The following is a 17,328-nucleotide window of genomic DNA, read 5'->3' on the forward strand; positions in this document are numbered from 1 at the left end:
TGAGGAAGCATTATGCTATTTCTATTATGTAAAAAATGAATTGTTAAAGTAACAGCTAAAAATGCTACCTGTCACAATAGTTGTAGAATTCTTATATTAGCGTAGGCCGCCCACTTTCACTCCTGTGGGAACGTTTTACCTGAAGATCCACTTTTTCAAGTGATCTTTGCTTGAAAAAGTTAGCTGAAGGGAAAACCCCACGGAAAGGGAAGTGGGCAGCCGAAGCGGATGTAAATCAGTTAAAACAATTTCAAAATTACCACACAGCTTGTTAAGCAGTAGCTTCCAAATACGCAGAAAATCCAAACGATTTGGTCGTTTGGATTTTTATAAATATATATTTTTTTAGATATTTTCCTTATGTGGTTTGATCATATTGGTTTACTTCAAATAAATCAATTAAATCAACTTCAGGGTGTTTGTCGATAAACCATCTTAAGGCAAAGTCATTTTTGAATAATACAAGAAATTCGCCGTCACGGTCTTTTACTAAAAGATTACGCTCATCAAATAGCTTTGGATCAACCTGTTCCTTTTTGAGCCAGCGTGGAATTCTGTCACCTATTGATTCAAGTAATACTTCAACATTATATTCGTTTTTCATTCGATGTTGAAAAACTTCGTACTGTAATTGCCCGACTGCTCCAATAATCATTGAATCGGTTGGATAACCACGGAATAATTGAATCGCACCTTCTTGTACAAGTTGCTCAATTCCTTTTCTAAATTGCTTAGCTTTCATAACATTCTTAGCAGTTACGCGCTGAAACATTTCTGGCGGAAATTGTGGCAATTCGTCATATTCAAACGTCTGTTTACCATCCACTAGTGTGTCACCAATTCGGTAGGAACCGGGATCATATACCCCAATTATTTCACCAGCAAATGCTTCTTCAACTGTGTCGCGGGAAGAAGCGACAAATTGTTGGGTTTGCCCTAACCGGATTGTTTTCCCTGTGCGTGCAAGTTTGACATTCATGCCTCGTTCGAACTTTCCTGAGCATACTCGTAAAAATGCGATACGATCACGGTGTTGTGGATTCATGTTCGCTTGTATTTTAAAAATAAATCCAGAAAAGTCAGGATAATCTGGACTGATAACTTCTTCTGTGGTTCTTCTTGGACCAGGGGCTGGTGCCATTTTGATAAATGTGTCGAAGAATGACTGTACACCGAATGGTGCTAAGGCACTACCAAAGAAGACCGGTGTTTGTTCACCTTCCAACACGCGATCAAGTGAAAATTGATCCCCTGCTTCATCCAATAACTCTAATTCTTCCACCGTTTCCTGAAAAGTCGGTTGCTGGGACACCTCATCGTGATCAATCTCACTCATCGGAATATAACTTTCTTCTTCATTACCGTTATATTTAATAAATTGATCATGATAACGATCAAGAATTCCTAAGAAGCGTTTTCCCATACCTACTGGCCAGTTGATGGGATATGTTTCAATATTTAAAACCTCTTCAATTTGATCTAATAAATCAAGCGGCTCACGGCCTTCCCGGTCCAATTTATTAATAAATGTAAAAATCGGGATACCACGCATTTTACATACTTTGAATAACTTAATCGTTTGTGCTTCAATCCCTTTTGTTGCATCAATAATCATAACCACACTGTCAACAGCTGTTAATGTTCGATAGGTATCTTCACTAAAATCTTCGTGGCCAGGTGTATCGAGAATATTGACTTTATGACCCATATAATCAAAATTCATCACACTGGAAGTAACAGAGATTCCACGTTGTTTTTCAATCTCCATCCAATCCGATGTGGCAAATTTTCCTGATTTTTTCCCTTTTACCGTACCTGCTGAACGAATTAAATTACCAAATAACAAAAGCTTTTCCGTCATTGTTGTTTTCCCTGCATCAGGGTGTGAGATAATGGCAAATGTTTTTCTTTTTTGCACTTCATCCTGTAGTCCCATTTTATAACCTACTTTCTCATATGCGTACCTTTTAACCTATCCTATTTTAACACTAATCAAACGGACTGAAAATAAAAAAAGACAATAGGATGGCATGAATTTGGAAATCTGCTATAATATAATGATGGATTCTTTTAATAAGGATGGGATCAATTTGCAACAAATACAAATGACAGAAGAATCAATTCGCCAACTGACTGGTGATCGTTTTTATACACGAGGATACAGCTATTACAAAAACGGAAAAGTATATGGCTTATCTTATAATCCTGAAAACAATTCATGGCGTGGTCTTGTTAAGGGAAGCAAAATCTATACAGTGAGAATATTTTTCACAGACGAAATGATGGTCGATACCACGTGTAATTGCCCTGCCTTTGCCACGCACGATACGTGCAAACATGTGGCTGCTGTTCTTTTGGCGATTACTCAGGATGCACAATCCAATCGCAAAAGGTTTGCGGTGGATCGTAATGCACAGTCTACACCTGTTCAAGATACCGATCTGTTTGCCAAACAGTTATTACATACGTTTCGTGATAAAAAGGAACATGCGGCAACGCCTCAAGTAGTAGTCACGGAATATATGCTGACTTTGACAAAAGCTAATAGAAATTCACAATATGTGCTTACTTTTGAGCTGAAAATTGGAGATAAACGCCCCTATGTAATAAGAGACATTCGGGGATTTCTAAAAGCTTTAAATAGTGGAGAATCCTATAAGGTTAACCAAAGTTTCACATTTTACCCAAGCATTCATTACTTTACATCAAAGGATCAAACAATGATTGAGATGCTTTTAACCTGTTATGAACAGGAACGATTATTCGGAAATAGTTATGTATTAAAATTAGACCAACCCCGAAGTATCTATATACCGCCAAGTTTAATAGATCAACTGTTAGATCAATTGGTCGAAATGGAATATATTTTCAAACAGGAGTCACAAAAAGAATATAAATCGATATTCGTTAGTGAAATGACCGATCAGCTACAATTTCAATTAGATTATCAGCAGCAAAAAAGTTACAGCTTAGAAATGACCGATCTCTCTGACTATTATTTTTTGGAGAGCTATCGTTATGTGATTCACGACAATCACTTCTATAAAGTAAGCTATCAACAAAAACAAATCCTTGAAAAATTATTCCGAATTATGCCATTTCAAAATAAGAAAAAGCAATTTATTTCACCAGATGAAATGGATGTTTTTGTAAAAAATGTAATGCCCCAATTCGAACAAGTCGGCACACTACAAATGACGGAGCGGATGGAAAATCAAATGAATACCGCTCCTTTAAAGGCGAAAGTATTTGTTGAGGAAATCGATGGCACCCTAAAGGCAGATGTCGAATACCATTACGGTGACTCGATCTTCACTCCTTTTACAGAGAGTGGTTCAGGTGATTCTATCGTAAAGCGGGAAACAAATAAAGAACAACAAGTTCTGCAAATGCTACGTGATGAGGCCTTTATTGAAATCAACCAAGCCTTCTATTTATTTAATGATGATGCGATTTATTCTTTTATTCACGAAGGTGTCTATCAACTCGAGTCAATTACAACGGTTTATTTATCACGAAATGTCAAACAAATGCTAGAAGGCATCGACCAAATTAGTTTACAATCAAGTGTCGATTATCGCCCGTCAGAAGGGATGCTTGATATCCAATTCGACATGGATGGGATTTCAACAGAAGACGTTTCAAATATTTTGCAGGCATTAGTCGAAAAAAGGCGTTTCTATCGGATTCCGAATGGCGCACTGATCAATTTAGAATCAGATGACTTTTCTTCCTTTCAATCGTTACAGAAGAACTTACAATTATCTAAAAAACAAATGGAAGATGGAAAAATCTCGATTCCAGCGGCCCGTAGTTTTCAAGTAGAAGAAGCTTTAAATAAAACGGATTACCGTTATAGTGATTCGTTTCAAAAAATGTTGGAACAATTAAAGCATCCGGAACAATTACAATTTGAACTGCCGGATCATTTAGATGCTGACATGCGTGATTACCAGGTGACCGGTTTTCAATGGATGAAGGCTTTATCCCATTATCATTTAGGTGGTATTTTAGCAGATGATATGGGGTTAGGAAAAACATTGCAAACGATTAGTTATATGTTGTCGGAAGCGAATGAAAAAAAAGACCATTATCAAGCACTTGTGATTGCACCTGCATCCCTTTTGTACAACTGGAAAAAAGAAATCGAAAAATTCTCACCTACGTTGACAACAGGTGTGATTATCGGACCAAAGCAACAACGAAAAGCTCTTTTAGAACAACATAATGATGCTAATATATTAATTACGTCCTATCCGACATTACGCAAAGATCAAGACTTGTACGAAGATTATTTGTTTGATTGTATCGTGTTAGACGAAGCACAGGCGATTAAAAATCACTTAACTCTGACAGCAAAAGCAGTTCGTTCACTTAAAGCGAAACAATTCTTCGCTTTAAGCGGGACTCCAATCGAAAATGCTCTGGATGAGTTATGGTCGATTTTTTATACGATATCACCTGGTTTATTTGGAAGTAAAAAAGCGTTTAGCAACCTTGATGCCCATTATATTTCTAAAATAACACGCCCTTTTATATTACGTCGTGTCAAAAAGGATGTATTAGAGGAACTGCCGGATAAAATTGAGTCGGTACAATACTCCGAATTAACCAATCAACAAAAAGAAGTATATATCGGTTATTTACAACGGATTCAAAATGAGTTAGACGAGACCATTGAATCAAAAGGATTTGACCGAGGTAAATTGCAGATCTTAGCAGGACTGACTCGATTAAGACAGATCTGTTGTCACCCAAGCTTGTTTTTAGAAAATTACAGCGGTGCTTCAGGAAAATTAGATCAATTAATGCAATTAACCAGTGAATTGGAAGCAAACGGGAAACGAACGCTCATCTTTTCTCAATTTTCCAGTATGCTGCAAATTATTCGTAAGTCACTGGAAGATAGTGGTCACCAGGTCTTCTATTTAGATGGATCGACTCCATCTGAACAACGTATGAAAATGGTTGAAGCTTTTAATGAAGGGGAACGCGGCTTTTTCTTAATCTCCTTAAAAGCTGGCGGAACAGGCCTCAACTTAACAGGAGCCGATACTGTTATATTGTATGACTTATGGTGGAATCCAGCTGTAGAAGAACAAGCTGCAGGCCGTGCTCACCGAATCGGCCAGAAAAAAGTAGTACAGGTCATCCGCTTCATTACAGAGGGAACGATTGAAGAGAAAATTTATCAACTTCAACAAAAGAAACGTGAGTTAGTAGATCAAATCATTCAACCAGGGGAAACTCTATTATCCAAATTATCAGAAGATGAAATTCGCGAGTTATTGCAATTTAATGAAAAACAAGAGAGCTGATTCAGCTCTCTTGTTTTAATTGTGTATATGATTCTATTTCACTAACAAATAAGATCCCCAGCTTATGGTGTTCACCTTCGTACAATGCTCTTTGTGCAAAACGAGTCTCTCCATTTAAATCTTTAATCGCTAGTTTACAAAATGCGCGATTTTCATTTATTGCCTGATAATATTGTTGCTCATTTTCGACAACTCTATCATTTACTTTAATGATTCGCTCACCTGGAATTAAACCTAAATCGACAGCTGGCGTATTTGGCAATGTACCAAGCACTAATAAACCTTTGCTTGCTGGCTGAAAATAAGCAGGGTTTTTAAGTTCAAGCGTACGATAAAAATACTGAATGATTTCTTTGCCTAGAAATCCAGTTGCTAACGCAATCACCGTTAATATTGGAACAAAGAAACCACCTATAGCTAAAGTCAAAACAACCAAAGCTAATAATGCGATCCGTTTTGCCAACCAGTTCGATGCAGTTTGAGGTAACATCGATTTTGTTATATATTCAAAACCAAACAAGTAAGGAATTACGATTAAACCAAAAGAGGTTTCTCCAATTTCAAATATTGGCCACCAATCCGCATATGGTTCAATTACCCCTGCAGGGAATAATGCTACAAAAGGGATAATCGTCAATTTTTTAATTCGATGCTGACCTAGATTCTTTCCGCGATTACTTTTAACCAATTCAGGAAATGTATCAGAACCATCCACTCTTGCTAAGTACCACGTTTCCGCTAACAAAAATATCACGACAAGAAAAGGAATATAGAATAGATCAGTAACATCTAAACTGTTAATCCAGCTCATCTGAATATATCCTTCTCCATAGACATTGATGAAATACATCACTGCAGCAGAAATCGCTAATACATCCCCCGCAGAAAGCCAACTAAATCGATTTGTTATCGCAATTACAAAAATAATTAGTCCTACTAATAAACTAAAATGAATCGACACCATAAAACCGAATGCGATCGACAAACCGGATAAAAGTAAACCAATAACAATAGCGATAGACCAGGTATTTTTTGTCTCATAAAAATAAGGATATACCTTGGACCCAAAGCTTTTACGGTCCTTCTTAATTCTTCGATATCCACTAATCAAGATAATCAGGAAAAATAAATAAATAAATGGTTGCATAAAAATCCGAGCAAATGCTAGTCCTATTTCGATCATCCAATCCATTCCGTCGACCCCTTCCCAACAAAACATTACAAACGATATGTATAGTACTTCTATTATGATCAATAATTTGAAATTTGGCTACCCATTTTTTTATTTTAGTTACAAAATATTATAAAACCTTTTGGACATAAAATTTTTTTGTTGAAAGACCCTTTTAGTGGTTTCTCCGATTTTTTGTCCTTCATTTCCATTATGAAAGACACTTCTTAGCTTTTTCTCTGATTTCTGTTCGTAAGATAAAAAAGTGACAAGACAAGTGGTTACTGCTGCTTTTACTACTATTTAATTGTAGCTTAGAGTGCAATAAATAATCCGAACGATCGCTCGTTCGGATTACTCTTTTATTTTGTTAATGTTTCAACCGCTTTTTCAAGTTGAAGATCATCTTCACCTTCTTGGACTTTTTCAATGATTGCTGTTTGTAAAAGCTCTGCGGTTTTCTCATCGACTTTGCCTGTAACTTCAGTCTCCTGATCTTGTTGGAAAGCTTCGACAGCTGATTTTGTTGCCTCATTAAAGTAACCATCCGTACGTCCGGGTTCATAACCTAATCCTTCTAGCATAATCTGAACATTTTCGATTTTACTATCACTTTGATCTAATGTTAATGGCTCTTCAACCTGAACTGGATTCGTATAGTAATAGTCTGGCATTTTTTGTTCGATCGTTGGTTTTACGCCAACCTCATGAATCGAGTTACCATCAGGTGTTAACCATTTAAAACGGGTAATTTTAATGGTACTGCCATCACCCATAGAAACAGTTTGTTGCACAGTACCTTTACCAAATGAGGTTTCTCCTACGATTTCATAATCTAAAGCTTCATTAAGTGCTGCTGATAATATCTCAGAAGCGGAAGCACTACCTTCGTTGATTAGCGTCACGATAGGATAACCTTTAGCTTTCTCGATCTTAGAAAAATATCTTGTTTTCTTCCCACTAGGATCTTCAATTTGAATATACGGGGTATCTTTTGGAATGAAGTTTTTTAGAATTTGTTCAACCTCTGGTAGTAAACCACCAGGATTACCTCGGACATCAATCACCAAACCTTCGATTCCTTGTTCCTCTAATTGACTTAGTTCTTTCTCAAAATCATTCGCTGTATTTTCAGAGAAAGAAGTCAATTCGATAACACCTATTAATTTACCATTCTTTTCTTTTGTGTCTGCATAAACAGTTTCGAGTGGAATAGAATCTCTGGTGATTTCAACTTCTAATGGATCTTCCACTCCAGGACGATTCACTTCAAGAACAACAGTTGATCCTTTTTCACCTCGAATTTTATTGACGGCTTCATAGAGATCTAATCCCTCTACACTTTCACCATCGACTGATAGTATCTGATCATTAGGTTTTAAACCTGCTTCTTCTGCAGGTGAATCTTTAATTGGTGCAACAATCGTCACATTTCCCTCTTTCATAGACACTTCTGCACCTATACCTTCAAATGAGGATTCAATTTGTTCATTAAATTGTTTCATTGTCTCTTGATCCATGTATACACTGTATGGATCTTCAAGCGAACCTAACATGCCTTGAATTGCGCCTTCAATAAGCTGTGTATCCTCTACCTCTTCCACATAGTTTTCCTGGATAATTGAAAAAGCATCGACCACCTTCGACATTTTGCCCATGTTTTCTTCGATATTCTCTTGTTGATCAGCTAATTCCGCTATTAAATCAGGATCCGAATTAGCAAACCCACTATTATTTAGGCTTGTATCTTCTGCAAACACTGATAAGCCTACATATGTACCAACTGCCCCTAGCGCAATTGCTACAATTAAAATTAACGTTAAATACCTTTTTCTTATATTCATTACTCCACCCCATAGACGTATTAGAAAAACAAACTTAGCATTTCAAAAAACTACTCTATTATATATTATGAACGTTTAAAAAAGACATCACAAGTTTTTTGTGATGTCTTTTATTTTCAATTCTTTTCAATTAACCATGAATGATGATTAATTTAAATAATTCATTGGGTTTACTGGGTTTTTATATCCACCAGCATGAATTTCAAAGTGTAAGTGTCTTGCCGTAGAACTTCCTGTTGATCCCATGACACCAATTTGTTGCCCTTGACTTACAGATTGACTAGAAGAAACATGGATGCTACTTAGATGCGCATATAATGTTGCGTATGTCTTTCCATTGATGGAGTGAGTAATCATAATCGTATTTCCATAACCACCCATCCAGCCTGCATACGATACAACGCCACTTGCTGATGCCTTGATGTTAGAAGCACCAGATGCTCTCCAACCAAAATCCGTCCCATTATGTGGTCTTACTACATTATAAATGGGGTGTAATCTGTTTGGATTAAAATGGGAAGTCACTCTCCCTGTAGTTGGTTTAATAAAATCCCTGTTTCCACCATTTGATGCACTGGTCTGACTCGATGAACTTGACCCTTGTTCTTGAGATTTTTGAGCTTCTTGTTTTGCTAACTGGTCAATTTTTTGTTTTTCTTTTTCTGCTTGTGCTATGGCCTTTTGAATATTCGCAGCTTGAGCATTTAGTAACTGCTGCTCTTCTTGTGCTGACAATTTGATTTCATGTAATTCTTCCTCTTCTGTTTCCAACTCAGCCATCAAACTCTGTTTATTCGATTTTTGTTGATCTAATGTTGATTTAATCTGATTTAACTCTTGTTGTTGAGCTACCAGACTTGCTTTCGTTCCTTCCAACTCTTCTTTATTTTCTTCCAATGCCACTTGTTTCTCTTCTACTTCTTTTTTATTTGCTTCTACAGTTAACTTGCTTTCTTCCAACTTCTCTTTGTCACTTTGCTGTTCTTCCATGATTTTCTTATCTGAATCCATGATTTTTGTTACAGCTGTTGCACGGTTGATAAAGTCACCAAAACTTTGGGCACCTAAAATGACTTCTAAGTAACTTGTATTACCACCATTTTGTTGAATCGCACGAAGTCTATTTTTTAACAGTTCTTCCCTTGCAGCGATTTTTTCCTCAAGTTGTTTTATTTCTTCTTTTAACTCTTCAATTTCCTCTTTTAATTTCTCAATTTCTGATTCTGTTTTGGAAATTTCATCTTCCGTCTCTGCTATTTTATTATTTGTCGTAGCAATTTCATCTTGTTTAGCCTTTAATTGAGCTTGAGTCGATTCTAAATCACTATCAATTTCTTCAATTTCATTTTTAGTCTCTTTTTGTTCTCCTTGATTTTCAGCAATTTTTTCGTCAGTTTCGTTTACTTTACTTTTTATCCCATTTGCCTCTTCATCAATTTGACTTTTTTCTTCCTCTAAACCATTGATTTTCTCGTTCAATTCACTTTTCGATTCAGCAAAAACAGAGTTGGATGATATAAAAAGTGAAAGCATTACAAAAGTAAGCACTAGATAAAACCGTTTCATGTAATTTCCCCTCTCTAAGACGTTTCTCGTATTCTATCAGACTTTTAAAAACTTACGTACACTCATTAAGCTTCCCCAAACACCAATTGTTGCGCCAATCCCAATTATTAAAGCTGATACTTGAATGGCAAATGGATAAAAAGGAAGTATCGTCACAAAATCAAATTGTTGCAATATATCTAAATTCTGTGTTAAGAAATAATAACCAACTAATATAACCGCAATCGGTAGTAGGCTTCCAAAAACACCTAACAACATACCTTCCACAAAGAATGGCCATCTGATAAAGTTATTTGTTGCTCCTACCAGCTTCATAATCCCAATCTCTTTTTTACGTGCTAAAATTGTTATCTTAATAGTGTTTGAGATTAAGAATATCGCGGTGAAAACTAATGATATTATTAATGCAAGACCAATATTCCTTGCATATTCATTGAATTTAAACAAACTGTCTACATATTCTTGTCCATAATTAACTCGATAAATAGAATCGATTTGTTCAATTTCATTTGCGATTCTTTCGGTTTCAAGTGGGTCTGTTGCTTTTACAACAAATGCATCATTCAATGGATTATCCTGTTCATACAATCCCCAGGCTTGTCCTTGATCACCCATACTTTCCATTAAGTTTTCCAATTCTTCTTCCTTGGTAAGAAATTCAATGCTCTGCACACCTGAGATACCGCTTATTTCTTCTTCGATCTGATCAACATCTATCTCTTCAGCTGTTATTTCGACCAATGCTTTTATTTGAACATCTTTTTCTAACTCACCTGCAATGTGATTCAGATTGAGCATCAATACAAGGAATACACCTACCAAGATGAGTGTTGTTGTTACTGCACCTACAGAAGCTACTGTCATCCAACCATTGCGCCAAGTGTTTCTCGCACCTTCTTTGAAATGTCGCTTCACCGTATTAAATTTCATAACCATACTCTCCTCGATGCTCATCGCGTACAATTCTACCGTCTTCCATAGCAATTACACGTTTTTTTACTGTGTTAACAATTTCCTTACTATGTGTAGCCATTAAGATGGTTGTACCACTTGCATTAATTTCTTCTAAAATCGACATTATTTCCCATGATGTGTCCGGGTCTAAGTTACCAGTTGGTTCGTCAGCAATTAACAGTGCGGGACGATTTACCATAGCCCGTGCTATTGCGACCCGTTGCTGTTCTCCACCGGATAGTTCATCAGGTATAAATCGTGCTTTATTCTTTAAACCAACCTGATCTAACACACTCATCACACGTTTTCGAATATTTTTTGGTGTTTCTTCTATCACTTCTAAAGCGAATGCAATATTCTCATAGACGGTTAACTTCGGCAATAAACGGAAATCTTGGTAAACAACCCCGATATTTCTTCTGAAGTAAGGAACTTCCTTCCATTTTAGCTTTATCAAATCTTTATTATTAACTTGTACAGTTCCATCTGTCGGTACTGTCTCACGGAATAACATTTTGGTGAAAGTTGATTTACCTGCACCGCTCGGACCTACTATGTAAACAAATTCTCCTTGCTCTATAGTTACATTGACCCCGTTAAGAGCTACTACACCATTAGGGTATGTCATATACACATCTTGCATCTCTATCATAAAGTAATCACCTTTTTATCATATTATAGTACATTTCAACGAAAAATGGAATAAATTCCCCGATTTCGTATCACGCTGACTACATTATAACATCATTTTCGCTATTTTTTACTAAAAATTATATTACATTTTTATTTCAATTTCACCAAAAAATGCTGGAACATACTGGAAACTTGTGGTTTTTAAATCAATTAGGACCGTTTGAAACCTTCACCTAACACTTCCGTTGCGTTCATTGCTACTACAAATGCATTGGGGTCAATTAATTTAACTGCTCTTGTTGTTTTACTAAATTCATTCTGATGAACCACACACATTAAAACTTTACGATCTTCGTCTGTATAACCACCAGAACCATTAAAAATAGTAACACCTCTATCAATATCATTCAACAGAATTCGACGAACTTGTTCAGGTTGATTCGTGATTACCATAATATTTTTTGAGGTATTTAGTCCTACTTGCACAAAATCGATCGTACGACTAGTGACAAATAAAGCAATAATTGCATATAAGCCCTGTTCTAAAGAAAAAACTAAGGACGCTGTCAATACAATAAGACCATCAAACATAGCCAGGCATACGCCTAATGGTAATCCAGTATATTTGTGTAAAATTTGAGCAGCTAAATCTATTCCACCTGTGGAGGCTTTCCCACGAAATACAATACCAATCCCAATTCCAACGATCATTCCACCAAATATGGCTGCTAATAACGGTTCTTCTGTAGCAGGCTGAACATCTTTTGTTAAGAATACGTAAAAAGGTAAAACCACTGTTCCCACTAAAGATTTAGCACCAAAGTTTTTACCTAAAATTATAATACCAGCGATAAATAGTGGTATGTTAAGGGCCCATTGTACAATGGATGGTTCCCAATTAAATAACGACTTTGTAATCGTACTGACACCCGCGACACCGCCAGATGCGATTTCATTTGGTAATAGAAATACATTAAACGCTATCGCGACAAAAAAGGCACCAATGAGTACATAAGTGTAATCCAAGGTCTGTCGTAACATATTAGGCATTTGTTTTCGTCTATATCTTGCAATCATGTTAGTACACTCCTTTTTCACAGTAAAAACGAGCAAAAGGAAACGATTCCCCTTTTGCTCGCTTGGATTAGTTCATTACAGAACGTAAATAAGCATCGATAAAATTGTCTAATTCACCGTCCATAACTGCCTGACTGTTTCCTGTTTCATAGTCTGTACGGTGATCTTTCACCATCGAATATGGGTGAAAAACATAGGAACGAATTTGACTACCCCAGCCAATTTCTTTTTGTTCTCCACGAATTTCAGCCATTTCCTGTCTTTGTTTTTCAATTTCAAGTTGATATAGTTTCGCTTTCAGCATCTTCATTGCTTGATCTCTATTCTTGATTTGAGATCGCTCTGATTGACAGGTGACAACCGTATTGGTCGGAAGGTGCGTAATTCTTACCGCAGAGTCGGTCGTGTTAACATGCTGACCACCTGCACCACTGGAACGATAGGTATCAATTTTTAGATCCTCTGTTTGAATATCAATATCGATATCATCATCAAGCTCTGGTGTCACATCACAAGAAACAAAAGATGTGTGACGGCGACCAGATGAATCAAAAGGTGAAATTCGTACAAGACGGTGCACGCCTTTTTCTGCTTTAAGGTAGCCATAGGCATTATGTCCCTTAATCAGTAATGTCACACTTTTGACACCTGCCTCATCACCTGGAAGATAATCAACCGTATCAACTTTAAATCCTTTTGATTCGGCCCATCTCGTATACATACGAAGCAACATGCTCGCCCAGTCTTGTGATTCTGTGCCACCTGCACCTGGATGTAATTCGAGAATCGCATTATTTTTGTCATATGGTTCACTTAAAAGAATAAACAATTCAAAGCGATTTAATGCTTCTGTCAAAGCGAGCACTTCACCTTCCAGATCTTCACGTAAATCTTCATCGTCTTCTTCTTTAACTAATTCGTACGAAACCTCAGCATTTTCCAACGATTCTTCATTTCGATCAAATGCATTTACCAGCTCTTTGATGCCATTCGCTTCATTAATAGTTTTTTGAGCTGCTCCTTGGTCATCCCAAAAGCTCGGGTCTGACATCATTTCATCCAACTCGGCAATACGAGCTCTCTTTGCTTCTAAGTCAAAGAGACCCCCTAAAGTCCGCTATACGATTTGCCATTTTATCTAGTTCTTGTCTTATTTCTACTAATTCCATCATTTCACCTCATTTAAGCTTAGCGTCCATGACAATTTTTATACTTTTTACCACTACCGCATGGGCATGGATCATTTCTTCCGACCGTTTGTGCTTTTACAAATGGTTTTTTTACTTTTTTCTTTTCCTGATTGCCACCAGAGACAGCTTGTGTATCTTTTACAACTGCTTCCCGTTTTAAGTTTTCACGAATTTGTGCTTTCATCACATATTTGGATACTTCTTCGTTAATAGCTGCCACCATTTGTTCAAACATGGCGAAACCTTCCATTTGATATTCACGTAACGGATCATTTTGTCCATACGCACGTAAATGAATCCCTTGACGAAGTTGATCCATTTGATCAATATGGTCCATCCATTTCGTATCGACTGTACGTAAAAGGATTACTTTCTCAAATTCACGCATTTTTTCAGGTGTTAATTCTTCTTCTTTTTGATCATACTTTTCTTTTACTTTACTAATAATTAGATCGATCACTTCATCTTTTTCCTTATCATTAAGGTCATCCTCGGTGATCCAGTCAGATTCTATTAATGTGCCGTGGAGGTACTCGGTTAAGCCAGAGATGTTCCAGTTTTCTGGAACTTCATCAGCCATGTACGTATCAACCGCACTTTCCACTGTAGTTTGAATCATTTGTTCAATAATTTCTCGTAAGTTATTAGAATCAATCACATCAAAACGTTGTTTGTAGATAATTTCACGTTGCTGACGTAAGACATCATCATACGACAGAATCGTTTTACGCGCATCAAAGTTATTCCCTTCGACACGCTTCTGTGCGGATTCCACTGCTCGTGATACCATCTTACTCTCAATTGGCTGCGTGTCATCCATCCCTAAACGTTCCATCATATTCTTCATATTATCTGAACCAAAGCGACGCATTAATTCATCTTCCATCGAAAGGTAGAATTGAGTCACACCAGGATCTCCTTGACGACCAGCACGACCACGCAGCTGATTATCAATACGGCGTGATTCATGTCGTTCTGTACCAATAACGGCAAGTCCACCTACTTCCGTCACACCTGTACCCAGTTTAATATCGGTACCACGACCAGCCATATTTGTCGCAATCGTTACTGCTTTTGGTTGGCCAGCATTCTCGATGATTTCTGCTTCACGATAATGATTTTTTGCATTTAATACATTATGTTTGACACCGGCACGAGATAATAGCTTTGAAATTAATTCGGACGTTTCAACTGCAACTGTACCTACTAATACTGGTTGCCCTTTTTCATAACGACCTTTAATCTCTTCTACAACAGCTTTAAATTTGCCGTCCATTGACTTATAGATTAAATCGGCTTTATCTTCACGTATAATCGGCTGATTCGTTGGTATCGCAACAACATCCATCGCGTAAATGTTACGAAATTCTTCTTCCTCAGTTTTCGCTGTACCTGTCATACCGGCCAGCTTCTCGTACATACGGAAGTAATTTTGAAAGGTGATGGACGCAAGGGTCATACTTTCATTTTGGATCTGAAGCCCTTCTTTTGCTTCGATCGCTTGGTGAAGACCGTCACTGTAACGACGACCTTTCATTAAACGTCCTGTAAATTGATCGACAATCACCACTTGATCTTCTTCGACTACATAATCTGTATCTCGTTGCATGGCAACATGTGCTTTCAGTGCTTGATTAATATGATGTGTTAATGTCACATGATTTAAATCAAAAAGGTTTTCAATGCTAAAGAATCCTTCTGCTTTATTTATCCCTTCTTCTGTAAGCTGCACACCTTTCGATTTTTCATCATAAGTATAATCTTCTTCATTTTGAAGCGTACGTACAAAAGCATTTGCTTGCTGATATAGGTTTGCTGATTTTTGAGCAGTTCCTGAAATAATTAGCGGTGTACGTGCTTCATCAATTAAAATCGAGTCGACCTCATCAATAATGGCAAAGTGTAAAGGACGCTGCACCATCTGTTCTTTGTACAGGACCATATTATCTCTTAAGTAATCAAAACCATATTCATTATTTGTACCATATGTAATGTCAGCCAGGTATGCTTCTCTTTTATCTTCTTTCGACATACCATTTTGGTTGAATCCTACTGTTAAACCTAAAAATTGATATAACTCTCCCATTTCACGCGCATCACGATCTGCTAAATAATCGTTCACCGTGATAATGTGCACACCTTTTCCTGTAATCGCATTTAAATAAGCAGGCATGGTGGAGGCAAGTGTCTTACCTTCCCCTGTTTTCATCTCTGCAATATCGCCCTTATGCATCGCAATTGCACCTAATAACTGTACATAAAATGGACGCATACCTAATACACGATTTGCTGCTTCACGTACAACAGCATATGCTTCTGCTAATAAATCATCCAATGATTCACCTTGTTGATATCTTTCTTTAAATGATTCCGTTTTATTGGCAAGTTCATGATCTGACAGTAATTGAATCGATGGTTCTAACGCCTCTATTTCATCTGCAATCTTCTCTAAGTTTTTTAATTGTCGTTGGTTACCATCACCGAATACTTTCTTTAATAATTCACGCATTCTAGCCGCTCCTCTTTATCTTAAAATCGATACACGAAATATTAAATAATTTCCATACTTATCATAACACTAGCTTTATAAAAATTACAACAATCGGCTAAGTGAAAGAGGAAGCAGTCATAAATCAGACTGCTTCACTAAGGTAAGAGGCGAAATGATTTACACCATTTCGAAAGGAGCTAATCTAGTTATAACATAGTAGGAGCATTGCACAAAATTACTATATTTAGATTTTCATAAGTAACTATAAAGTGGAAATGATTTTTATAAGGAAAGATTATTGCTTTTTAGATCTTTTCTCTAGTGTAAAAAAATTATTTTGTATACTTATAAGAAAATGTACAAGATAGCTAGTGTGAAACAACGTAAAAAAGCGACCCATATTAGGTCGCTTTTAATTAAGTATTATTAGCTTGGTTCAATCAAACCATATCTGCCATCTCGACGTCTATATACCACATTGGTATTACCTGTAATAGAATTCTCAAAAACGAAGAAAGCATGTCCCAACATGTCCATTTGCAATACTGCTTCTTCAGAATCCATTGGTTTTAAATCAAATCGTTTCGTTCTCACAATTTCTAATTCATCATCATCGAATTCTTCTTGTTCTCGAGCTTTTAATGCTTCATTTTCCAGTTCCGCAAATACATGCTTAGGAGCACCTTGCTGGCGGAATTTACGATTTACTTTTGTTTTATGCTTACGAATTTGCCTTTCTAGTTTGTCAACAACAAGATCGATCGCTGCATACAAATCAATGTGTTGTTCTTCTGCTCTTAATAACAGGTTTGTCATCGGAATTGTAACTTCGATTTGTTGCTCGTCATTATAGACACTTATGTTTACATTTACATCAGAAGCGGGAGGAGTATCAAAATATCTTTCCAGTTTGCCGATTTTTCTCTCGACATACTCCTTAATTGAATTGGTCACTTCTACATTTTCTCCACGGATGTTGTATTTCATAAAAAGTGTCCTCCTTTCAAACTATAAAGCTATAATAAGCTATATATCTATAATACCACAACTACGACTCTTTAAACGAATAATAAGTCAATATATG

At 36.7% G+C, this 17,328-nt stretch carries 11 protein-coding genes; 1 reads left to right on the top strand and 10 read right to left on the bottom strand.

The genetic code is table 11. From position 1 onward, the window contains the following. Positions 1 to 358 precede the first annotated feature (358 nt). Positions 359 to 1,936 (bottom strand): peptide chain release factor 3, encoded by a 1,578-nt coding sequence (locus tag BUC25_RS06920; RefSeq protein ID WP_073201082.1) that lies wholly within the window; start codon positions 1,934 to 1,936, stop codon positions 359 to 361. Positions 1,937 to 2,090: 154 nt separating this feature from the next. On the opposite strand from BUC25_RS06920, the gene BUC25_RS06925 reads away from it, so the two are divergent. After that, positions 2,091 to 5,318: a DEAD/DEAH box helicase gene (locus tag BUC25_RS06925; protein ID WP_073201323.1), complete on the top strand. Its 3,228-nt coding sequence runs from the start codon at positions 2,091 to 2,093 to the stop codon at positions 5,316 to 5,318. A 1-nt stretch (position 5,319) separates the two neighbouring features. Here the strand turns inward: BUC25_RS06925 and BUC25_RS06930 are convergent, their stop codons facing one another. The 9 genes from BUC25_RS06930 to hpf form a co-directional block, all read right to left on the bottom strand. Beyond that, the gene (locus tag BUC25_RS06930; protein ID WP_073201083.1) at positions 5,320 to 6,510 is read right to left on the bottom strand and encodes a PDZ domain-containing protein; all 1,191 of its coding nucleotides are present in this window, start codon (positions 6,508 to 6,510) and stop codon (positions 5,320 to 5,322) included. A gap of 341 nt (positions 6,511 to 6,851) precedes the next feature. Next, complete coding sequence (locus tag BUC25_RS06935; RefSeq protein ID WP_073201085.1) at positions 6,852 to 8,333, bottom strand: S41 family peptidase; 1,482 nt, start codon at positions 8,331 to 8,333, stop codon at positions 6,852 to 6,854. 147 nt (positions 8,334 to 8,480) lie between these two features. Next, a complete protein-coding gene (locus tag BUC25_RS06940; protein WP_073201087.1) occupies positions 8,481 to 9,899 on the bottom strand; it encodes a murein hydrolase activator EnvC family protein in 1,419 nt (472 codons plus the stop codon). Positions 9,900 to 9,935: 36 nt separating this feature from the next. Next, positions 9,936 to 10,829, bottom strand: coding sequence for a permease-like cell division protein FtsX (gene ftsX / locus BUC25_RS06945; RefSeq protein ID WP_073201089.1), 894 nt, complete (start codon positions 10,827 to 10,829; stop codon positions 9,936 to 9,938). Beyond that, a complete protein-coding gene (gene ftsE / locus BUC25_RS06950) occupies positions 10,819 to 11,505 on the bottom strand; it encodes a cell division ATP-binding protein FtsE (RefSeq protein ID WP_073201091.1) in 687 nt (228 codons plus the stop codon). The genes ftsX and ftsE overlap by 11 nt, the downstream gene beginning before the upstream one ends. Before the next feature lie 191 nt (positions 11,506 to 11,696). After that, a complete protein-coding gene (locus BUC25_RS06955) occupies positions 11,697 to 12,563 on the bottom strand; it encodes a YitT family protein (RefSeq protein WP_073201093.1) in 867 nt (288 codons plus the stop codon). Positions 12,564 to 12,630: 67 nt separating this feature from the next. Further along, a protein-coding gene (prfB, locus tag BUC25_RS06960) for a peptide chain release factor 2 (protein WP_139251787.1) occupies positions 12,631 to 13,732 on the bottom strand; the annotation gives its coding sequence in 2 pieces (ribosomal slippage) (positions 12,631 to 13,659 and positions 13,661 to 13,732; 1,101 coding nt in all). 19 nt (positions 13,733 to 13,751) lie between these two features. Then, positions 13,752 to 16,262: a preprotein translocase subunit SecA gene (secA, locus tag BUC25_RS06965; protein ID WP_073201095.1), complete on the bottom strand. Its 2,511-nt coding sequence runs from the start codon at positions 16,260 to 16,262 to the stop codon at positions 13,752 to 13,754. A 408-nt stretch (positions 16,263 to 16,670) separates the two neighbouring features. Then, positions 16,671 to 17,231: a ribosome hibernation-promoting factor, HPF/YfiA family gene (hpf, locus tag BUC25_RS06970; protein WP_073201097.1), complete on the bottom strand. Its 561-nt coding sequence runs from the start codon at positions 17,229 to 17,231 to the stop codon at positions 16,671 to 16,673. Positions 17,232 to 17,328 lie beyond the last annotated feature (97 nt).

The organism is Gracilibacillus kekensis, from assembly GCF_900143085.1.
GTDB classification, from domain to species: Bacteria; Bacillota; Bacilli; order Bacillales; family Amphibacillaceae; genus Gracilibacillus; species Gracilibacillus kekensis.

What these genes read in the sequence shown, in the direction of transcription:
- BUC25_RS06920 (WP_073201082.1), bottom strand. Translation starts at nt 1,936, where the DNA reads ATGGGACTACAGGATGAAGTGCAAAAAAGAAAAACATTTGCCATTATC.
- BUC25_RS06930 (WP_073201083.1), bottom strand. Translation starts at nt 6,510, where the DNA reads ATGGATTGGATGATCGAAATAGGACTAGCATTTGCTCGGATTTTTATG.
- BUC25_RS06935 (WP_073201085.1), bottom strand. Translation starts at nt 8,333, where the DNA reads ATGAATATAAGAAAAAGGTATTTAACGTTAATTTTAATTGTAGCAATT.
- BUC25_RS06940 (WP_073201087.1), bottom strand. Translation starts at nt 9,899, where the DNA reads ATGAAACGGTTTTATCTAGTGCTTACTTTTGTAATGCTTTCACTTTTT.
- ftsX (WP_073201089.1), bottom strand. Translation starts at nt 10,829, where the DNA reads ATGAAATTTAATACGGTGAAGCGACATTTCAAAGAAGGTGCGAGAAAC.
- ftsE (WP_073201091.1), bottom strand. Translation starts at nt 11,505, where the DNA reads ATGATAGAGATGCAAGATGTGTATATGACATACCCTAATGGTGTAGTA.
- BUC25_RS06955 (WP_073201093.1), bottom strand. Translation starts at nt 12,563, where the DNA reads ATGATTGCAAGATATAGACGAAAACAAATGCCTAATATGTTACGACAG.
- secA (WP_073201095.1), bottom strand. Translation starts at nt 16,262, where the DNA reads ATGCGTGAATTATTAAAGAAAGTATTCGGTGATGGTAACCAACGACAA.
- hpf (WP_073201097.1), bottom strand. Translation starts at nt 17,231, where the DNA reads ATGAAATACAACATCCGTGGAGAAAATGTAGAAGTGACCAATTCAATT.